The following is a 15660-nucleotide window of genomic DNA, read 5'->3' as shown; positions in this document are numbered from 1 at the left end:
GCAGGGCTTTCTCGCATTCTAACGCTCTAAATAGCCGTCAAATTACTTCGCAAAGTTGATGATTGGGAAGCACTTGAAGAAGCCGTTGTCAGCACAGTTGATTAGACCAATTTGCACACCATCAATAGTGTTAGTCTTGTTAAATAGACCAAGCTGGAAGTTAGATTTGTTTGAGAAGCTCGCAATACCAATGTCTGCCATGGTGTAACCTTCAGAATAGTTCACCGCACTCCAGTTCAAACCTTTCACATCGTTGGTCACGTTCACTGCTGCAAGGTTCACACCCGTGGTTTTACCTGTGTTCCAGTTGAAGATACCTAGAGAAGCACCTTTCATTTCTTGAGTTACTTTAGAAGCACCAAAGAACAGACCAAAGTTCACACCTGTTGTGCGCTGAGTTTCCGACATACCGATAAGAGAAAAGTCGACACCCTTCACTTCTGCCACTTGACCGTGAAGGACCGCTAGACGAACACCGCCGACTGCGTTTGCATCAGGTGCATTGAAACCGTTTAGTGATGAGAACATCACTGGCGTGCTCTCTGCAAGCGCCAATGGTGATGCCATTGCTGCTGCCACTGCTAGTACTGCTACTGCCTTTTTCATAATAGTCTCCACTGACTTTTTTTGTTATCAACTGATAAGTGTAGATGATGCTATTAACGCTGACCATATGTTTTGTCAGGGATTTGTCATATTCTGCAACACTCTCACGGAATGTTGATTAATTATGAAGCAGGTATAAAAAAGCCGAAGGTTTCCCTTCGGCTTTGTCAGAATCCGCTGATGGATTACATCATACCTGGCATACCGCCCATGCCGCCCATATCAGGCATTGCTGGCGCGTCTTTCTGAGGTACGTCAGTCACCATCGCTTCTGTTGTGATCATAAGACCTGCAACTGATGCCGCAAACTGAAGTGCAGAGCGAGTTACTTTAGTTGGATCTAGGATACCCATTGCGATCATGTCGCCGTACTCACCTGTTGCTGCGTTGTAGCCGTAGCTGCCTTCGCCTGCTTTCACGTTGTTTGCAACCACAGACTCTTCATCACCTGCGTTCGCAGTGATTTGACGAATTGGTGCTTCCATTGCGCGAAGTGCAACGCGGATACCCACATTTTGCTCTTCGTTAGCACCTTCAAGACCTGCAACTTTTGACGCTGCGCGGATAAGTGCAACACCACCGCCTGCTACTACGCCTTCTTCAACTGCTGCGCGAGTTGCGTGTAGTGCATCTTCAACGCGGTCTTTCTTCTCTTTCATTTCAACTTCAGTTGCTGCGCCAACTTTGATTACCGCAACACCGCCAGCTAGCTTAGCTACGCGCTCTTGAAGTTTCTCTTTATCGTAGTCAGACGTCGCTTCTTCGATTTGTTGACGAATTTGAGCAACGCGGCCTTGAATCATCGCTTCTTCACCCACGCCATCGATGATAGTCGTGTTTTCTTTAGTGATAGAAACGCGCTTCGCTTGACCTAGGTCTTCTAGCGTTACTTTCTCAAGGTCTAGACCTACTTCTTCTGAAATCACAGTACCAGCAGTTAGGACAGCGATATCTTGAAGCATAGACTTACGACGGTCACCGAAACCAGGCGCTTTAACAGCAGCCACTTTCACGATGCCGCGCATGTTGTTCACAACTAGCGTTGCTAGAGCTTCACCTTCTACGTCTTCTGCAATGATAAGCAGTGGACGAGATGCTTTAGCAACCGCTTCTAGAGTAGGAAGTAGCTCACGGATGTTCGATACTTTCTTGTCGATAAGTAGGATGAATGGGCTTTCTAGATCAACAGAACCCGCTTCTTGGTTGTTGATGAAGTAAGGCGATAGGTAACCGCGGTCAAACTGCATACCTTCAACCACGTCTAGCTCGTCTTGTAGAGCCTGACCTTCTTCAACCGTGATAACTCCATCACGACCTACTTTTTCCATCGCTTCAGCAATGATGTTACCTACGCTCTCATCAGAGTTTGCAGAGATAGTACCAACCTGAGCAATCGCTTTGGTGTCTTCACAAGGAACAGACAGGGCTTTTAGCTCTTCAACTGCAGCGATGACAGCTTTGTCGATGCCGCGCTTAAGATCCATTGGGTTCATGCCAGCAGCAACGGCTTTTAGGCCTTCGTTTACGATAGCTTGCGCTAGAACTGTTGCGGTTGTTGTACCGTCACCTGCAGCATCGTTCGCTTGAGAGGCAACTTCTTTAACCATTTGTGCGCCCATGTTTTGGAACTTGTCTTCAAGTTCGATTTCGCGCGCTACAGATACACCATCTTTAGTGATAGTTGGTGCACCGAAAGATTTGTCTAGAACTACGTTACGGCCTTTAGGGCCTAGTGTTACTTTTACTGCATCAGCCAGAACGTTTACACCTTCTAGCATTTTAACTCGTGCGTCGTTACCAAACTTAACGTCTTTAGCAGCCATTGTTTATTTCCTTATCTAAATTCAGTGGATAGCTTGTTTAGAGTAAAAAATTACTCAACGTCTACTTAATTATTCAACGATAGCCATGATGTCATTTTCAGACATGATCAGAACTTCTTTACCGTCGATCTTTTCTGTCTTAGTGCCGTAGCCTTCAGCAAAGATCACCGTGTCACCCACTTTCACGTCTAGCGGCTGTACAGAACCGTTTTCTAGGATGCGGCCTTTGCCCACAGCCAGAACTGTACCACGTGTCGATTTTTCTGCCGCAGAACCAGTTAGAACGATGCCACCAGCAGATTTAGATTCAACTTCTTGGCGCTCAACGATAACTCGGTCGTGTAGAGGACGGATATTCATCGGTCGATTCTCCTGATTATTTTCCATTTAGCTTATTAGGTTGCCTTCAAGGCCTTGTGTTGAATATGTTGGGGGCGTTTTTGGCGATCCCAAGGGTTCGACGCCAAAAAATTGTGACAAAAATAACGAAATTTAAGATTGGTTTGCCAAACCTAGGCCGACACGAGTCCGTTGTCGCACCAACTGGTTAATTACTGTATTCTAGCCACCTGTTTACCAAGCTTAGAATGCCATGCAAGACAAACACGGCCTGCTGTCCGCGCCGATATCCACTGTGCTTCGAAATATGACCGTGCCTATGGTCTTTGGTATGGTCGCAATCCTGGCATTCAACCTTGTTGATACTTTCTTTATTTCTCTGCTCGGTACTGAGGCACTCGCGGCCATCAGTTTCACCTTTCCGGTGACCTTTGGTGTCAACTGCATCACCATGGGCATCGGTATGGGGCTCTCCACTAACATTGGCCGCTTGTTAGGGCAAGGTAGTACCCAACACGCGGCGCGTTTCTCTACGCATGGCTTGCTGCTTGCTGTCGTATTGGTGATATTGGCATCAACTTTGGGCTTATACACCATTGAGCCGCTATTTAAGCTACTGGGTGCCAGTGACGAGATCATTCTACTTATTCGTGAATACATGGTGATTTGGTACTTTACCGTGCCGCTACTGGTGATCCCTATGGCGGGAAACAGTGCTATCCGCGCCACCGGAGATACTAAAACACCGGCAAAGATCATGATGCTGTCTGGCTTCATTAATGGTTTGCTCGACCCGCTTCTGATCTTTGGTATTGGTCCGTTTCCAGAACTCGGCATTCAAGGTGCTGCGATTGCGAGTGGTATTGCTTGGTTAGGTGCGCTGACAGGCTCCTTGTACGTGCTTACCAAACGAGAAAAACTCCTGGGTCAGCTCAAACCATCTCAGCTTTGGCAAGACTGGATGGCCATCTTACGTATCGGAACGCCTTCAGGGCTCTCCACCGCTATGTCGCCGATATCGGGAGCAATCCTGATGAAAATGCTCTCGGTACACGGAACCGCTGCCGTGGCAGCCTATGGCGCAGCTCAGCGTGTTGAGTCGATTCTTATCTTAGTGCTGATTTCTTTGAGCTCTGCACTCACCCCATTCATGTCGCAAAATTTTGGTGCCAAGCAGCCAGAGCGCAGTTTTGCCGGCCTGTTCCTTAGCATGCGATTTTCGCTGGTATTTCAACTGCTGGTGTTTGTGATGATGGTGCCCCTCAGCATTCCTATTTCAGCGCTGTTCTCGCAAGAACAGGCGGTACGAGATATCCTTTGGCACTATCTGCTGGTCGTGCCATTTAGTTACGGCTTTCAAGGCATCATCATGATGCTGGGCAGTGGCATGAATGCCCTCCATGAGCCGAATAAGGCCTTCATGTGGAGCGCGATGAGGTTGTTTGTTTTTACCTTGCCAGCGGCGGCATTAGGTAGCCTGTTGTATGGCGTCGAAGGAATGTTTGTCGGCGTGGCTCTAGGTAATGTTATTGGCGGCGTCCTCGCTTATCTTTATGCCTTAACGGTAAGACGCAAACATCTACCATCAACGGAAGATACACATCGGTAAACACAAAAAAGCCAAGGCAATGCCTTGGCTTATTGAACTGTTATCAATCCAGTCTACTGACTTAGATGCCGTCACCACCCATAAAGGTCTGTGACTTGCCATTAAACTGCTGGTCCATGTCCAGAGATGGCATATCCGTTTTCGGCTTACCGACGATCTTCGCAGGAACGCCCGCTGCCGTGGTATGCGGAGGTACAGGCTGCAGTACCACAGAGCAAGAACCAATCTTGGCACCTTTACCCACCTCGATATTACCGAGGATCTTAGCTCCCGCGCCAATCATAACCCCTTCACGGATCTTCGGATGTCGGTCACCGCATTCTTTACCGGTACCGCCTAGTGTTACGTTCTGTAGGATGGAGACATCATTCTCCACCACGGCCGTTTCACCGATAACAATACCCGTCGCATGGTCGAGCATGATGCCTTTACCGATACGGGCAGCCGGGTGGATGTCCACCTGACACGCGACCGAAATCTGGTTTTGTAGATAAGTGGCTAACGCATTACGGCCTTGCGACCACAGCCAGTTGGCGACTCGATACCCTTGCAGAGCATGATAGCCCTTCAAGTACAGCAGTGGCATTGAATACAGAGACACCGCAGGATCTCGATTCACCGTAGCACAAATGTCACACGCCGCCGCATCGGTAATGGTAGGGTCAGCGTTAAACGCTTGCTCCACCACTTCACGCACTGCCATAGCAGGCATAGAGGCCGTCTTTAGCTTATTGGCAAGGATATAGCTCAGCGCTGCACCAAAGCTTTCGTGGTTAATAATGGTGGCATGATAGAAACTCGCCAGCATCGGCTCTTGCTCGGCCTGCTCTCGGGCTTCTCTGACAATGCACTCCCAGACATTTTGTTTTTCACAGTGTTTCATTTTCGATCCTACGATGGATAGTCATTTATCCGTCGAGCGATTATTGCTGCTCGGCTTTCTTGTCCCTTGCAAGGAGGTCTTGCGCGGCTAAACGCGCATCTTTCCCTTGATACAATACTTGATAGATTTGGTCAACAATTGGCATCTCCACACCCATCCGCTGCGACAGTAGCCACACCTCTTTGGTGTTGCGATAGCCCTCTACCACCTGACCGATTTCAGTTTGCGCGGTATCAACGTCTTTACCTTCACCCAAAGCAAGGCCAAAACGGCGGTTACGTGATTGGTTGTCAGTACAGGTCAGTACTAAATCACCCAGCCCTGCCATACCCATAAAGGTATCTTGCTTCGCACCTAGTGCAGCGCCAAGACGGGTCATTTCCGCAAGGCCACGAGTGATAAGAGCCGTACGGGCATTGGCACCAAAGCCGATGCCATCAGACATACCAGCACCAATGGCGATAACATTCTTCACCGCACCACCAAGCTGCATGCCAGTGAAGTCATCGTTGGCATATACGCGGAAGGTTTTGCTGCAGTGGATCTTCTCTTGTAGATCCGCCACAAATTGCGCATCTGGAGAGGCAACGGCGATCGCCGTTGGCAGACCAGCCGCCAGCTCTTTAGCAAACGTTGGACCGGACAATACCGCTAGCGGGTACTCTTCACCAATGATGTCGTGAGCGACATCTTTTAGCAGACGACCTGTTTCTGGCTCTAGTCCTTTGGTTGCCCAACAAATGCGGCTGTCATCTCTCAAGTGTGGTTTGACACTGTTCAAAACGATACCAAATACGTGGCTTGGTACCACGACCAGCAAATCACGGCTCGCTTGTACCGCTTTGTTGAGGTCGGATTCAACAATCAGAGACTCCGGAAAATCAATGCCCGGTAGGAACTCGTGGTTAGCACGATCCGCTTCTAGCTTCGCCATGTGCTGAGGATCGTGTCCCCAAATCACCACATTCGCGCCGTTTCTCGCAAGCGAAATCGCCAAAGACGTGCCGTACGAGCCTGCGCCCAATACAGTCATTGCGATTTCTTTTCCATATGCGTTATTCATAACACCACCCAATTTGTCGGTATGATTGCGTTTCGTTGTTATACCCAAGTGACCCTAACAGTGTAGCCACTCAAGACGACTTGGGTATAAGTCCCTGTATGCCAATAAAAAATGCACATCGCGGTGCGCTGTGCATTTTCAAAACATCAACTTATTCGCGCAGAATCACTCTGCGAGCGAGATTAAGCTTCCGCTTGACCTTCTTGCTGAGCTTGCTGCTGTAGGTAGTTCATGAACAGTGCGTCAAAGTTAACTGGCGCTAGGTTCAGTTGTGGGAACGTACCTTTCATCGTTAGGCTTGAGATAGTTTCACGAGCGTACGGGAATAGGATGTTCGGGCAGAATGCACCTAGGCAGTGTGCAAGTTGACCTGCTTCCATTTGCTCAGCAGTGAAGATACCACCTTGTTGTACTTCACAAAGGAATGCTGTCTCTTCTGCGTTTTTCACTGTCACTGTCAGGCGAAGAACGACTTCGTATACGCCTTGACCTAGTTCACGGCTTTGAGTGTCAAGATCTAGCTTAACATCTGGGTTCCAATCTTTTTGGAACATATCTGGCGAGTTTGGCGCCTCAAACGATACGTCTTTTAGAAAGATGCGTTGGATTGCGAAGTTTTGTTGTGCTTCTTGTGGAGCTGCTTCAGCCATGATGATTTCCTTAAATACGTCTAAATTTGTCAAAACGTTAATGAGTTTTCTTGCAGACTAGCCGAGCCAGTGTTTGATGACTAGGCGAGCCTTGAATTCCGTGGCATTTATCACATCCCTTAGTCATAACTGCCGCGAAATTACTCAAAATTCTGTGTTACTTCTTGCCTTTGATCAGCGGAAGGTTTGCTTCGCTCCAAGCCACTAGACCATTTTTCAGCAAGTAAACTTTTTCAAACCCTGCTTTTGCAAGCAAGTTCGCGCTCTCTTGCGCCGTTTGACCAGTCTTACATACCACAATGATTGGGTCTGATTTGTGGTTTTCAAGGCTACCGAAAGAACCCGCTTTGATATCAGATGGCAAAACGTGAAGTGCGTCAGTAATATGACCACGCTTGAATTCGTCTTTTGAACGAATGTCTACCACGATGCCGTTCTCGCGGTTCATCATGTGAGTCACTTGTGCTGCAGACACTTCTTTGTATGCGGCATTCGCTGATTTAAAGATGTTAGCGATCAGAGCAACAAATAGTGCAACCCACACTAGCGCCATGATCATGTTCTGTTGGAAAAATTCTAAATACTCTTGCATCACTTGTGCTCTTAGATAGTTGAACATTAAATCAGTCGAGGAGTATAGCGGCTTAGCCTCGCCGTGGCGAGAGGGGAAAATGTTTCGAGCAGAGAATTGGGATCCTTCTCCTCGCCTTGTTTCAAGCCAGGCAGCCCAGCGCTATCACAGAGATAGAAAAAACCGATTAGTCAAAGCGACTGAACAAGGCGTATTAATAGAGATAAAGCCGAGGTATCTAGCGAAAATAGCGTCTATGATTACCTCACAAAGAGCATGAACAGACGAATTAGCTAGGCAAAACTGTAACCCAGCAACGGTAATCACAAACATTATTTGATCTGCCACTACAGTTATGGGTAAAAAGTGTAGTAAAATTACGCTAATTTGTTTTCTGTAAAGTTACTATCGATTTGACGAGGTTATAACTATGTCAGCTAAGAAGCCAATGGCTCTAGTGATTCTTGACGGTTGGGGTTACCGTGAAGACAACGCAAGCAACGCAATCAACAACGCAAAAACTCCAGTAATGGATGGCTTGTGGGCAAACAACCCACGTACTCTTATTTCGGCTTCTGGTATGGACGTGGGTCTACCAGACGGTCAAATGGGTAACTCAGAAGTAGGTCACACCAACATCGGCGCAGGTCGTGTGGTATACCAAGACCTAACTCGCATCACTAAATCAATCGCTGACGGTGAGTTCGCTCAGAACGAAGCGCTTGTTGCTGCTATCGACAAAGCAGTTGCTGCAGGTAAAGCGGTTCACCTAATGGGTCTTATGTCTCCAGGTGGTGTTCACTCTCACGAAGACCACATCTACGCAGCTGTGAAAATGGCAGCAGAGCGTGGCGCTGAGAAAATCTACCTACACTGCTTCCTAGACGGCCGTGATACACCGCCCCGTAGCGCTGAAGGTTCACTAAAGCGTTTCGACGAGCTATTTGCTGAGCTTGGCAAAGGCCGCGTAGCGTCTCTAATCGGTCGTTACTACGCAATGGATCGTGATAACAACTGGGATCGCGTACAAGTTGCTTACGACCTACTGACTCAAGGCAAAGCAGAGTTCACTTACGACAATGCAGTAGCAGGCCTTGAAGCCGCTTACGCTCGTGAAGAGAACGACGAGTTCGTTAAAGCAACGGCTATCAAAGCAGAAGGTCAAGAAGACGCAGCGATCCAAGATGGCGATGCAGTTATCTTCATGAACTACCGTGCTGACCGTGCACGTCAAATCACTCGTACTTTCGTGCCTGAGTTTGATGGCTTCGAGCGCGCAGTATTCCCAGCGATCGACTTCGTCATGCTAACGCAATACGCAGCTGACATCCCGCTTTCTATCGCTTTCCCACCAGCGTCTCTAGAGAACACATACGGTGAGTGGCTATCTAAAGAAGGTAAAACTCAGCTACGTATCTCTGAAACAGAGAAATACGCACACGTGACTTTCTTCTTCAACGGTGGTGTTGAGAACGAATTTGACGGTGAAGAGCGTCAGCTCGTTGCTTCTCCAAAAGTTGCGACTTACGACCTACAACCAGAAATGAGCTCAGAAGAGCTAACAGAGAAGATGGTTGCGGCTATCAAGTCTGGTAAATACGACACTATCATCTGTAACTATCCAAACGCAGACATGGTTGGTCACACAGGTGTTTACGAAGCCGCTGAGCAAGCTATCGAAGCTCTTGATGCAAGCGTTGGCCAAGTAGTAGACGCTATCAAAGAAGTTGGCGGTCAAATGCTGATCACAGCTGACCACGGTAACGCAGAGATGATGGTAGACCCAGTGACTGGCGGTACGCATACTGCTCACACTAACCTACCAGTACCTCTAATCTACGTTGGTGACAAAACGGTTGAGTTCAAAGAAGGCGGTAAACTGTCTGACCTTGCACCAACTATGCTTGCCATGACTGACATGGAAATCCCAGCAGAAATGTCTGGTGAGGTTCTTGTTAAGTAATCACTATTACTGAGATGATTCAAACGCCGATGCTTTTGCATCGGCGTTTTTGTTTGCCGCTTTTTATTTTGCGCTTTTTTTGCGTGAAAGGTGCCATGTATGGATATAATGGCAACATCGCTTTGAAGACACACATTTTGGTCTGTCGTAGTGAACTATCAATCAGTTATGGTTACTATGTCCCAGGATATTGAGCAAACTCTGTCGCTGCGTTTAGTGGAATTAGGATGAAACCAAACAAATTTAGGCTTTTTACCTCTCGTACATCAGTATTGCCCCGTTTGTCGGCACTGGTGATATGTTTAGGGCTGGCGCTGCCAAGTGCGCATAGTTTTGCCAACCAAAACGAACTCACTGGCGTTAAAAGTGAAATAAGCCGACAGCAAAAGTCGCTCTCTGCGCAGCAAAAAGAACTCGATAACCTGCAAAAGTCGCTGCGTGAGCAAGAGATTGGCATTTCTAATGTCGAGAAAGAGATAAAAGCCACGACACAAGCGCTCGCTCAAGCCAACAAAAACCTCGATGGCTTCCATAAGCAAGTCGAAGCACTCACCAAGCAGAAAAAGCAGCAACAAGACGTTCTTGCTCAATTGGTACAGACCTATTACGTCACCAAGCAGAACAATTCCGCCTCTGGCGTGCTGAGCACCGACCCAGACCAAGATCGCATTAGTCAGTACTATCAGCATTTAGCGAAAGCACGGGCACAAACCCTAAAAGAGCTCGCGGACACTGAACTAAAACTGGCCGAAAGCGAGCGAGCCCTTGAGCTTGAGCGCAATCAGATCGCCCAGTTACTTGAGCAGCAGAAAGCGAAGCGCGATGCGCTGGCGAAAAATCGCAGCAGTCGACAAAGTACCGTTGCGAAGATCCGCCGCAGTATTTCCAGCGATAAGAACTATCTCGCCGAACTACAGCGCAATGAAACTCGCCTTAAATCTGAAATCGCCAAAGCAGCGAAGCGCAATCAAGTTCCGATGGATGGCCTTGGTCGTCAGAAAGGACGTTTGCCGTGGCCGGTTAAAGGCAAAGTGCTGCACAACTTCGGCACCAAGCAAACGGGACAGGTTAATTGGAAGGGAATGGTCATTGCGGCCAACTATGGCACATCGGTGAAATCCGTTTATTCTGGTACTGTGGTGTTTGCCGATTACCTGCGTGGCTACGGGCTAGTCGTGTTGCTTGACCATGGTAAAGGTGACATGACCCTATACGGCTACAACCAAACTCTACTGAAAAAAGAAGGCGATAAAGTCGCGGCTGGGGAAACCATCGCCCTGGCCGGAGATACTGGCGGCCAAGACACCTCGTCGCTCTACTTCGAAATCCGCCGCAACAGTAAAGTACAAAACCCGAAGAGCTGGTTAAAACGCTTATAGCATAATGCCGCTACTCATCATCATGAGTAGCGTGCTTCCGTGACTTCAATAAGTCTGGCGATCTCGCTCTCTGGCAGACCATTAATTCCACCCGCCGCTTCACGCCCGCCACCGGTCGCAAATTGACTGCAGATCTCCCCTGCCCCTTGCTTATTATTCAGTGGTGCTCTAACCGAGACGGTATAACAAGCTTCACCACTCGCATCCGTTCTAGGCACCAAAGAAACATGCGCTTGATTCGGGGATTCATTGGCAAGCCGATTGATCCAAGTTCCCGACATTCGCCTCGCAGCAGCACTATCTGGAAGTAATACCACTTTAAGTCGCGCGGATTCATGACGAGTTTGCGCCGCACTCAACGCTTTCTCATCTTGTTCAAATGCCGCTTTCAGCAAGTAATAAGGTGAGCTCGGATCACTTAAACAATCAAAAGGATCATGGTAGGCCAAAAGCTTCTGATACAGGTCAACCGGGTCAAAATGCAGGTCATCTAAGCTCTCACCATAGCCGTTATAATTGACTAAGGTGCCCAGCTCTTTAAGTGCCTCGCGCTGCTCACGGCTAAGTCCTAGGTCAGAAGCCAAGCTCTCGGCGCTCGCGAGCATATTGTCACCATAGGCGGCCGCGATTGCCCAAAGCCTAAACTTCCCTTGCAACTGCTGGTCAACAATTAAGGCGGTACAGGTGTTGGCATCGAGGTCGATATGGGCATCAAGATGAGGGCTATCAGGAATCGCGGAGGCTTTATGGTGATCGATATAGGTAACAGCAACATGATGATCCAAAAGCTCATTAAGCGCGGCTTGGTTCTTATCCATGGAGATATCCAGCACTGTCACTGAGCTTGCTTGATCAACGGGCACACGCTGAAGTAAGGCGATATCACGCTTGATACCGGAGATGAGTATCGCGGTTTTGGGCTGCGCTAAACGCAATTGCAGTAGGGCTAATATGCCATCGGCATCGCCGTTAAATACGTCATAATGCACAGTCACACTCATCCTTTTATCGTCCCTGAAACCACAAACCCTACTAATAAAGTAGGGTTTGTAACAATACGAATTTGCTATATATCATGCCGTTAGCGAGTTTAGCTCGTGGTCGAGCCCATCATGCGTACACCGTCTTCAAGAAGCGTCAACTGCTCTTTACCTCTAGAGGTTGCCAATGGTTTCACCACATGAATCATCTGTAGCATGCCTTGTTGAATCACTTCTTCCGTAATCTTTGTACGTGGTGACATCGCCGACTGATAGCTTAGCCAACCGACCGCCATCATGTGCAGTGTGGTCACTAAAGACTTCAGCTCTTTCTCATTAAGCGTCAGTAAGTCCAACTCAACAAAAGCACGTAAGATATTAATCAGATTACCTTGCAGGCGTTCTTGTACTTCAATGTACTCTTCGTGCAATTTGGGATCGCGCTGGAGAATTTCCGGCAAATTAGCGTAGAAGAAACGGTACTTCCACATCAGCGTAAAAATGGAGTCTAGGTAATGCTTTAGTAACGCTAAGCTCTCTTGCTGACCTTGTACCGGAGTGAAGCGCTCAATAAGCTCTTGCGAGTAGAGGGCAAAAATCTCACGAACGATCTCTTGTTTGTTTCGGAAATGATAGTAGAGATTGCCTGGGCTGATCTCAATGTGCGCCGCAATATGGTTGGTTGTCACGTTGCGCTCGCCATCTGAATTGAACAAGTCGAGGGCGGCGTAGACGATTTTGTCACGTGTTTTCATTCTAACTTTTCCTTTCCCTAGTTAGACTTAGTATACGTCTTGAACTAGTACACGAAAAGTTAATAGATTGTGAGATGCACTGGTTAGACCAACGGACACAAAAAAAGCACTCAATTTGAGTGCTTTTCGGTTATTCATATTGGCTAAGTAGACAATTACTCTACTTCGTCCATTTTACCTAGTAGGTTGCGAATGCGCTCTTGCCATTGGCTGTGCTCACGTTGCATCTGCTCAGACTTTTGCTCAAGTTCTTCACGGCTGCTGCGTAGTTCTTCAGCTTGCGATGCAAGTTGTGCTTTCTCTTCTTTCAATTCCTCAACTTCCATCTGAAGAAGAGCGATTGTGTCCACTGCAGTTTGAATTTTTGCTTCTAGTTGTTCCAGTACTTCAAAAGACATCTCGGCCTACCCTTGTTTAATCCTGTGAAATGAAAATACTTCATTCTATATACCCTATAATGCCTCATTCTACTCAGCCTAGAGAAGATAGACACGCTCTATATTGCAGATTTTTCACTATTCGGTCAAAAAACCGCCGCAAACTCACCCAAGCTTTACCTACCAAGCACAACAGAGCAGAGTTTTGTTTCTCACTATACTCAATCATTCAAGATTTTAGCGACAAGATCGCGCCCGAACCGAGAAAAAGGCAAACGTTTCCCTTCTGATATGCTAGAATTCGCGCCGTAAATCATTTGTCAATTTTCATTAGATTGGAGTCAGTATGAAGCGCGATTTAGCAATGGCTTTTTCACGAGTTACCGAAGGTGCCGCCCTAGCAGGCTATAAGTGGCTAGGCCGAGGCGACAAAAATGCTGCCGATGGTGCAGCGGTGGAGGTCATGCGCAGCCTACTGAACAAGACCGACATCGAAGGTGAAATCGTTATTGGTGAGGGTGAAATCGATGACGCACCTATGCTGTACATCGGTGAGCAAGTAGGTATTGGCGGTGATGCCGTCGACATCGCAGTTGATCCTATCGAAGGGACTCGCATGACGGCGATGGGTCAATCCAATGCCCTTGCTGTGCTTGCCGCTGGTGAAAAAGGCAGCTTCTTGAAAGCGCCAGACATGTACATGGAAAAGCTCGTGGTGGGACCTGGCGCGAAAGGCGTGATTGACCTTAATAAACCACTGACTGAAAACCTAAAAAACATCGCTGCGGCACTGGGTAAAACTCTAGATACGCTGGTAGTGACAACGCTTGCTAAGCCACGTCACGACACCGTTATTGCCGAGATGCAAGCAATGGGTGTTCGCGTTTTCGCGGTGCCAGATGGTGATGTGGCCGCTTCTATCCTAACGTGTATGCCAGATAGCGAAGTAGATGTGATGTACTGCATTGGCGGCGCTCCAGAAGGGGTGGTCTCTGCTGCGGTTATCCGCGCACTGGATGGCGACATGAATGGCCGACTGCTGCCACGCCACGTTGTTAAAGGTGATACCGAAGAAAACCGCACTGCTGGCCAAGATGAGCTAGCACGCTGCGCTGAAATGGGCGTTGAAGCAAACGTCGTATTACGCATGGAAGACATGGCTCGTAGCGACAATGTCGTATTCTCAGCGACCGGCATTACCAAAGGTGACCTTCTTGAAGGCATCACTCGTCAAGGTAATATTGCAACGACTGAGACCTTGCTGATTCGTGGACGCTGCCGCACGATTCGTCGCATCAAGTCTACGCACTATTTAGAGCGTAAAGATCCAGAAATCCGCGACATCATCCTATAAGTTAATAAAGCTTCGTCAAAGGCGCTGATGGTTATCAGCGCTTTTTTTATATCTATGCAAGTCGATACTGCTGGAATGCCAATCTCAAGATTGTAAATCATTTGCTTTATTAACCTTATCCGCCATAATACCCCGACTATCTTTACCTCAGGCTGAACAAACGAACGGATTCACTGATGAAAGCCACCGACCACATCATAGACATCATAAAACGCGAAGGCGCTGTCACTGCCAAACGTATTGCGGAACGTTTAGGCATTACCACCATGGGCGCGAGACAACACCTACAAAGCCTTGAAGAAGAAGGCTTCTTAAAGTTTGAGGATGTCAAAGTCAAAGTCGGCCGTCCAAACAGGCATTGGTCACTCACTGCCAAAGGGCATGCTCGTTTCTCCGATCGTCACAGCGATCTCACCATTCAGTTTATCGATGCCATTGAAACCGTATTCGGCTCCGAAGGATTGGACAAAGTGGCTAAAGAACGCGAACAAAACACACTTGCGACCTATCGCCAACACTTTGAAACGCTGACGGATTTGCACAGCAAGGTCACCAAGTTAGCTGAGCTAAGAGAAAAAGATGGCTACATGGCAGAGTGTGAGGAAGCCGGTGATGGCTACCGATTGATTGAGAATCACTGTCCCATCTGTATCGCCGCCACTCGATGTGAAGCGTTATGCCAGTCAGAACTCAATGTGTTTCAATCACTTGTTGGTGAAGATGTTGCGGTTAAGCGCGATGAACATATCGTCCAAGGTGAAAGACGCTGCGTCTACACCTTCCAACCAAAAGGCGAGTAAGCTGTCTCACTACTGAGACATTGAAAGCTTTTTATTTTGTCTTCTGTCATTAGCTCCTAGGCTAACTATACACACCAACTCAGGTTCGGGTTAGGCAGTACCGTTAGTTAGCAGAGGAATGCAGACATGGCAGAGTCGATCTCACTCCCTTCATTCGAAGAGCTGGCAGCAATGGCCAAAGACAACCCAGAGCAGTTAAGCCAGCTACGACACCAGCTGTGTGAACAATTCATTGCCAGCTGTTCCAGTGACATGCAACCAAGACTGCATGCCCAGCAATCACACATCGAGCGGGTACTAGAACGCGCCAAAAACCCGATACATGCCAATGTGCTTTTAAGAGAAGAGCTACACAAACAAATCGTCAAATTTGCCGATGCGCTGCAAGGAGACACGCATACCAGCCAACCAAGCGCAGATATCGTCCCTTTTGAACGTGGGAAAAATTGGCGATAAGGGTACCAGACGATTCTTGTCTTACGACGGATAGAAACAGAAAAGGGAAGCA

At 48.0% G+C, this 15660-nt stretch carries 16 protein-coding genes; 6 read left to right on the top strand and 10 right to left on the bottom strand.

What is annotated here, in order from left to right:
* Positions 1-42 precede the first annotated feature (42 nt).
* From AAA946_RS01335 to AAA946_RS01325, 3 genes are all read right to left on the bottom strand, one after another.
* On the bottom strand, positions 43-606 hold the full coding sequence (locus AAA946_RS01335) for a VC2662 family protein (protein ID WP_338163344.1): 564 nt from the start codon (positions 604-606) through the stop codon (positions 43-45).
* A gap of 185 nt (positions 607-791) precedes the next feature.
* On the bottom strand, positions 792-2429 hold the full coding sequence (gene groL, locus AAA946_RS01330) for a chaperonin GroEL (protein ID WP_338163343.1): 1638 nt from the start codon (positions 2427-2429) through the stop codon (positions 792-794).
* A 69-nt stretch (positions 2430-2498) separates the two neighbouring features.
* Entirely contained in the window at positions 2499-2789 is a 291-nt protein-coding gene (locus AAA946_RS01325) for a co-chaperone GroES (protein WP_007462982.1), read from the bottom strand.
* A gap of 232 nt (positions 2790-3021) precedes the next feature.
* Here AAA946_RS01325 and AAA946_RS01320 point away from each other — a divergent pair, with 232 nt between their 5' ends.
* A complete protein-coding gene (locus tag AAA946_RS01320; RefSeq protein ID WP_338163342.1) occupies positions 3022-4377 on the top strand; it encodes an MATE family efflux transporter in 1356 nt (451 codons plus the stop codon).
* A gap of 61 nt (positions 4378-4438) precedes the next feature.
* On the opposite strand, the gene cysE is transcribed toward AAA946_RS01320, so the two are convergent.
* From cysE to AAA946_RS01300, 4 genes are all read right to left on the bottom strand, one after another.
* A complete protein-coding gene (gene cysE / locus AAA946_RS01315; RefSeq protein WP_112462392.1) occupies positions 4439-5260 on the bottom strand; it encodes a serine O-acetyltransferase in 822 nt (273 codons plus the stop codon).
* 40 nt (positions 5261-5300) lie between these two features.
* Positions 5301-6323, bottom strand: coding sequence for an NAD(P)H-dependent glycerol-3-phosphate dehydrogenase (gpsA, locus tag AAA946_RS01310; RefSeq protein ID WP_338163341.1), 1023 nt, complete (start codon positions 6321-6323; stop codon positions 5301-5303).
* A gap of 182 nt (positions 6324-6505) precedes the next feature.
* Positions 6506-6973, bottom strand: coding sequence for a protein-export chaperone SecB (gene secB / locus AAA946_RS01305; RefSeq protein ID WP_112478699.1), 468 nt, complete (start codon positions 6971-6973; stop codon positions 6506-6508).
* A 157-nt stretch (positions 6974-7130) separates the two neighbouring features.
* Complete coding sequence (locus AAA946_RS01300; protein ID WP_042502229.1) at positions 7131-7565, bottom strand: rhodanese-like domain-containing protein; 435 nt, start codon at positions 7563-7565, stop codon at positions 7131-7133.
* 409 nt (positions 7566-7974) lie between these two features.
* Here AAA946_RS01300 and gpmM point away from each other — a divergent pair, with 409 nt between their 5' ends.
* Both gpmM and AAA946_RS01290 read left to right on the top strand, forming a co-directional pair.
* Positions 7975-9507, top strand: coding sequence for a 2,3-bisphosphoglycerate-independent phosphoglycerate mutase (gpmM, locus tag AAA946_RS01295; RefSeq protein WP_338163340.1), 1533 nt, complete (start codon positions 7975-7977; stop codon positions 9505-9507).
* Between the two features lie 227 nt (positions 9508-9734).
* The gene (locus tag AAA946_RS01290; protein WP_338163339.1) at positions 9735-10886 is read left to right on the top strand and encodes a murein hydrolase activator EnvC family protein; all 1152 of its coding nucleotides are present in this window, start codon (positions 9735-9737) and stop codon (positions 10884-10886) included.
* A gap of 20 nt (positions 10887-10906) precedes the next feature.
* Here AAA946_RS01290 and AAA946_RS01285 read toward each other — a convergent pair whose 3' ends face one another.
* The 3 genes from AAA946_RS01285 to zapB all read right to left on the bottom strand — a co-directional run bounded on the left by AAA946_RS01285 (position 10907) and on the right by zapB (position 13019).
* Entirely contained in the window at positions 10907-11875 is a 969-nt protein-coding gene (locus AAA946_RS01285) for a DHH family phosphoesterase (RefSeq protein WP_338165744.1), read from the bottom strand.
* A gap of 101 nt (positions 11876-11976) precedes the next feature.
* Positions 11977-12621, bottom strand: a complete 645-nt coding sequence (locus AAA946_RS01280) for a TetR/AcrR family transcriptional regulator (RefSeq protein ID WP_338163338.1) — start codon at positions 12619-12621, stop codon at positions 11977-11979.
* Positions 12622-12776: 155 nt separating this feature from the next.
* Complete coding sequence (gene zapB / locus AAA946_RS01275; RefSeq protein WP_042502227.1) at positions 12777-13019, bottom strand: cell division protein ZapB; 243 nt, start codon at positions 13017-13019, stop codon at positions 12777-12779.
* A gap of 325 nt (positions 13020-13344) precedes the next feature.
* Here zapB and glpX point away from each other — a divergent pair, with 325 nt between their 5' ends.
* From glpX to AAA946_RS01260, 3 genes are all read left to right on the top strand, one after another.
* Positions 13345-14352 (top strand): class II fructose-bisphosphatase, encoded by a 1008-nt coding sequence (gene glpX, locus AAA946_RS01270; RefSeq protein ID WP_338163337.1) that lies wholly within the window; start codon positions 13345-13347, stop codon positions 14350-14352.
* Between the two features lie 176 nt (positions 14353-14528).
* On the top strand, positions 14529-15152 hold the full coding sequence (locus tag AAA946_RS01265; RefSeq protein ID WP_338163336.1) for a helix-turn-helix transcriptional regulator: 624 nt from the start codon (positions 14529-14531) through the stop codon (positions 15150-15152).
* A 126-nt stretch (positions 15153-15278) separates the two neighbouring features.
* Positions 15279-15608 (top strand): DUF3135 domain-containing protein, encoded by a 330-nt coding sequence (locus tag AAA946_RS01260; RefSeq protein WP_338163335.1) that lies wholly within the window; start codon positions 15279-15281, stop codon positions 15606-15608.
* Positions 15609-15660: the final 52 nt, after the last annotated feature.

The organism is Vibrio sp. 10N, assembly GCF_036245475.1.
Taxonomy (GTDB): Bacteria; Pseudomonadota; Gammaproteobacteria; order Enterobacterales; family Vibrionaceae; genus Vibrio.
This window is presented reverse-complemented; position numbering and strand designations above follow the sequence as displayed.

Coding starts and splice junctions, on each gene's coding strand:
- AAA946_RS01335 (WP_338163344.1), bottom strand. CDS start 606: ATGAAAAAGGCAGTAGCAGTACTAGCAGTGGCAGCAGCAATGGCATCA.
- groL (WP_338163343.1), bottom strand. CDS start 2,429: ATGGCTGCTAAAGACGTTAAGTTTGGTAACGACGCACGAGTTAAAATG.
- AAA946_RS01325 (WP_007462982.1), bottom strand. CDS start 2,789: ATGAATATCCGTCCTCTACACGACCGAGTTATCGTTGAGCGCCAAGAA.
- AAA946_RS01320 (WP_338163342.1), top strand. CDS start 3,022: ATGCAAGACAAACACGGCCTGCTGTCCGCGCCGATATCCACTGTGCTT.
- cysE (WP_112462392.1), bottom strand. CDS start 5,260: ATGAAACACTGTGAAAAACAAAATGTCTGGGAGTGCATTGTCAGAGAA.
- gpsA (WP_338163341.1), bottom strand. CDS start 6,323: ATGAATAACGCATATGGAAAAGAAATCGCAATGACTGTATTGGGCGCA.
- secB (WP_112478699.1), bottom strand. CDS start 6,973: ATGGCTGAAGCAGCTCCACAAGAAGCACAACAAAACTTCGCAATCCAA.
- AAA946_RS01300 (WP_042502229.1), bottom strand. CDS start 7,565: ATGCAAGAGTATTTAGAATTTTTCCAACAGAACATGATCATGGCGCTA.
- gpmM (WP_338163340.1), top strand. CDS start 7,975: ATGTCAGCTAAGAAGCCAATGGCTCTAGTGATTCTTGACGGTTGGGGT.
- AAA946_RS01290 (WP_338163339.1), top strand. CDS start 9,735: ATGAAACCAAACAAATTTAGGCTTTTTACCTCTCGTACATCAGTATTG.
- AAA946_RS01280 (WP_338163338.1), bottom strand. CDS start 12,621: ATGAAAACACGTGACAAAATCGTCTACGCCGCCCTCGACTTGTTCAAT.
- zapB (WP_042502227.1), bottom strand. CDS start 13,019: ATGTCTTTTGAAGTACTGGAACAACTAGAAGCAAAAATTCAAACTGCA.
- glpX (WP_338163337.1), top strand. CDS start 13,345: ATGAAGCGCGATTTAGCAATGGCTTTTTCACGAGTTACCGAAGGTGCC.
- AAA946_RS01265 (WP_338163336.1), top strand. CDS start 14,529: ATGAAAGCCACCGACCACATCATAGACATCATAAAACGCGAAGGCGCT.
- AAA946_RS01260 (WP_338163335.1), top strand. CDS start 15,279: ATGGCAGAGTCGATCTCACTCCCTTCATTCGAAGAGCTGGCAGCAATG.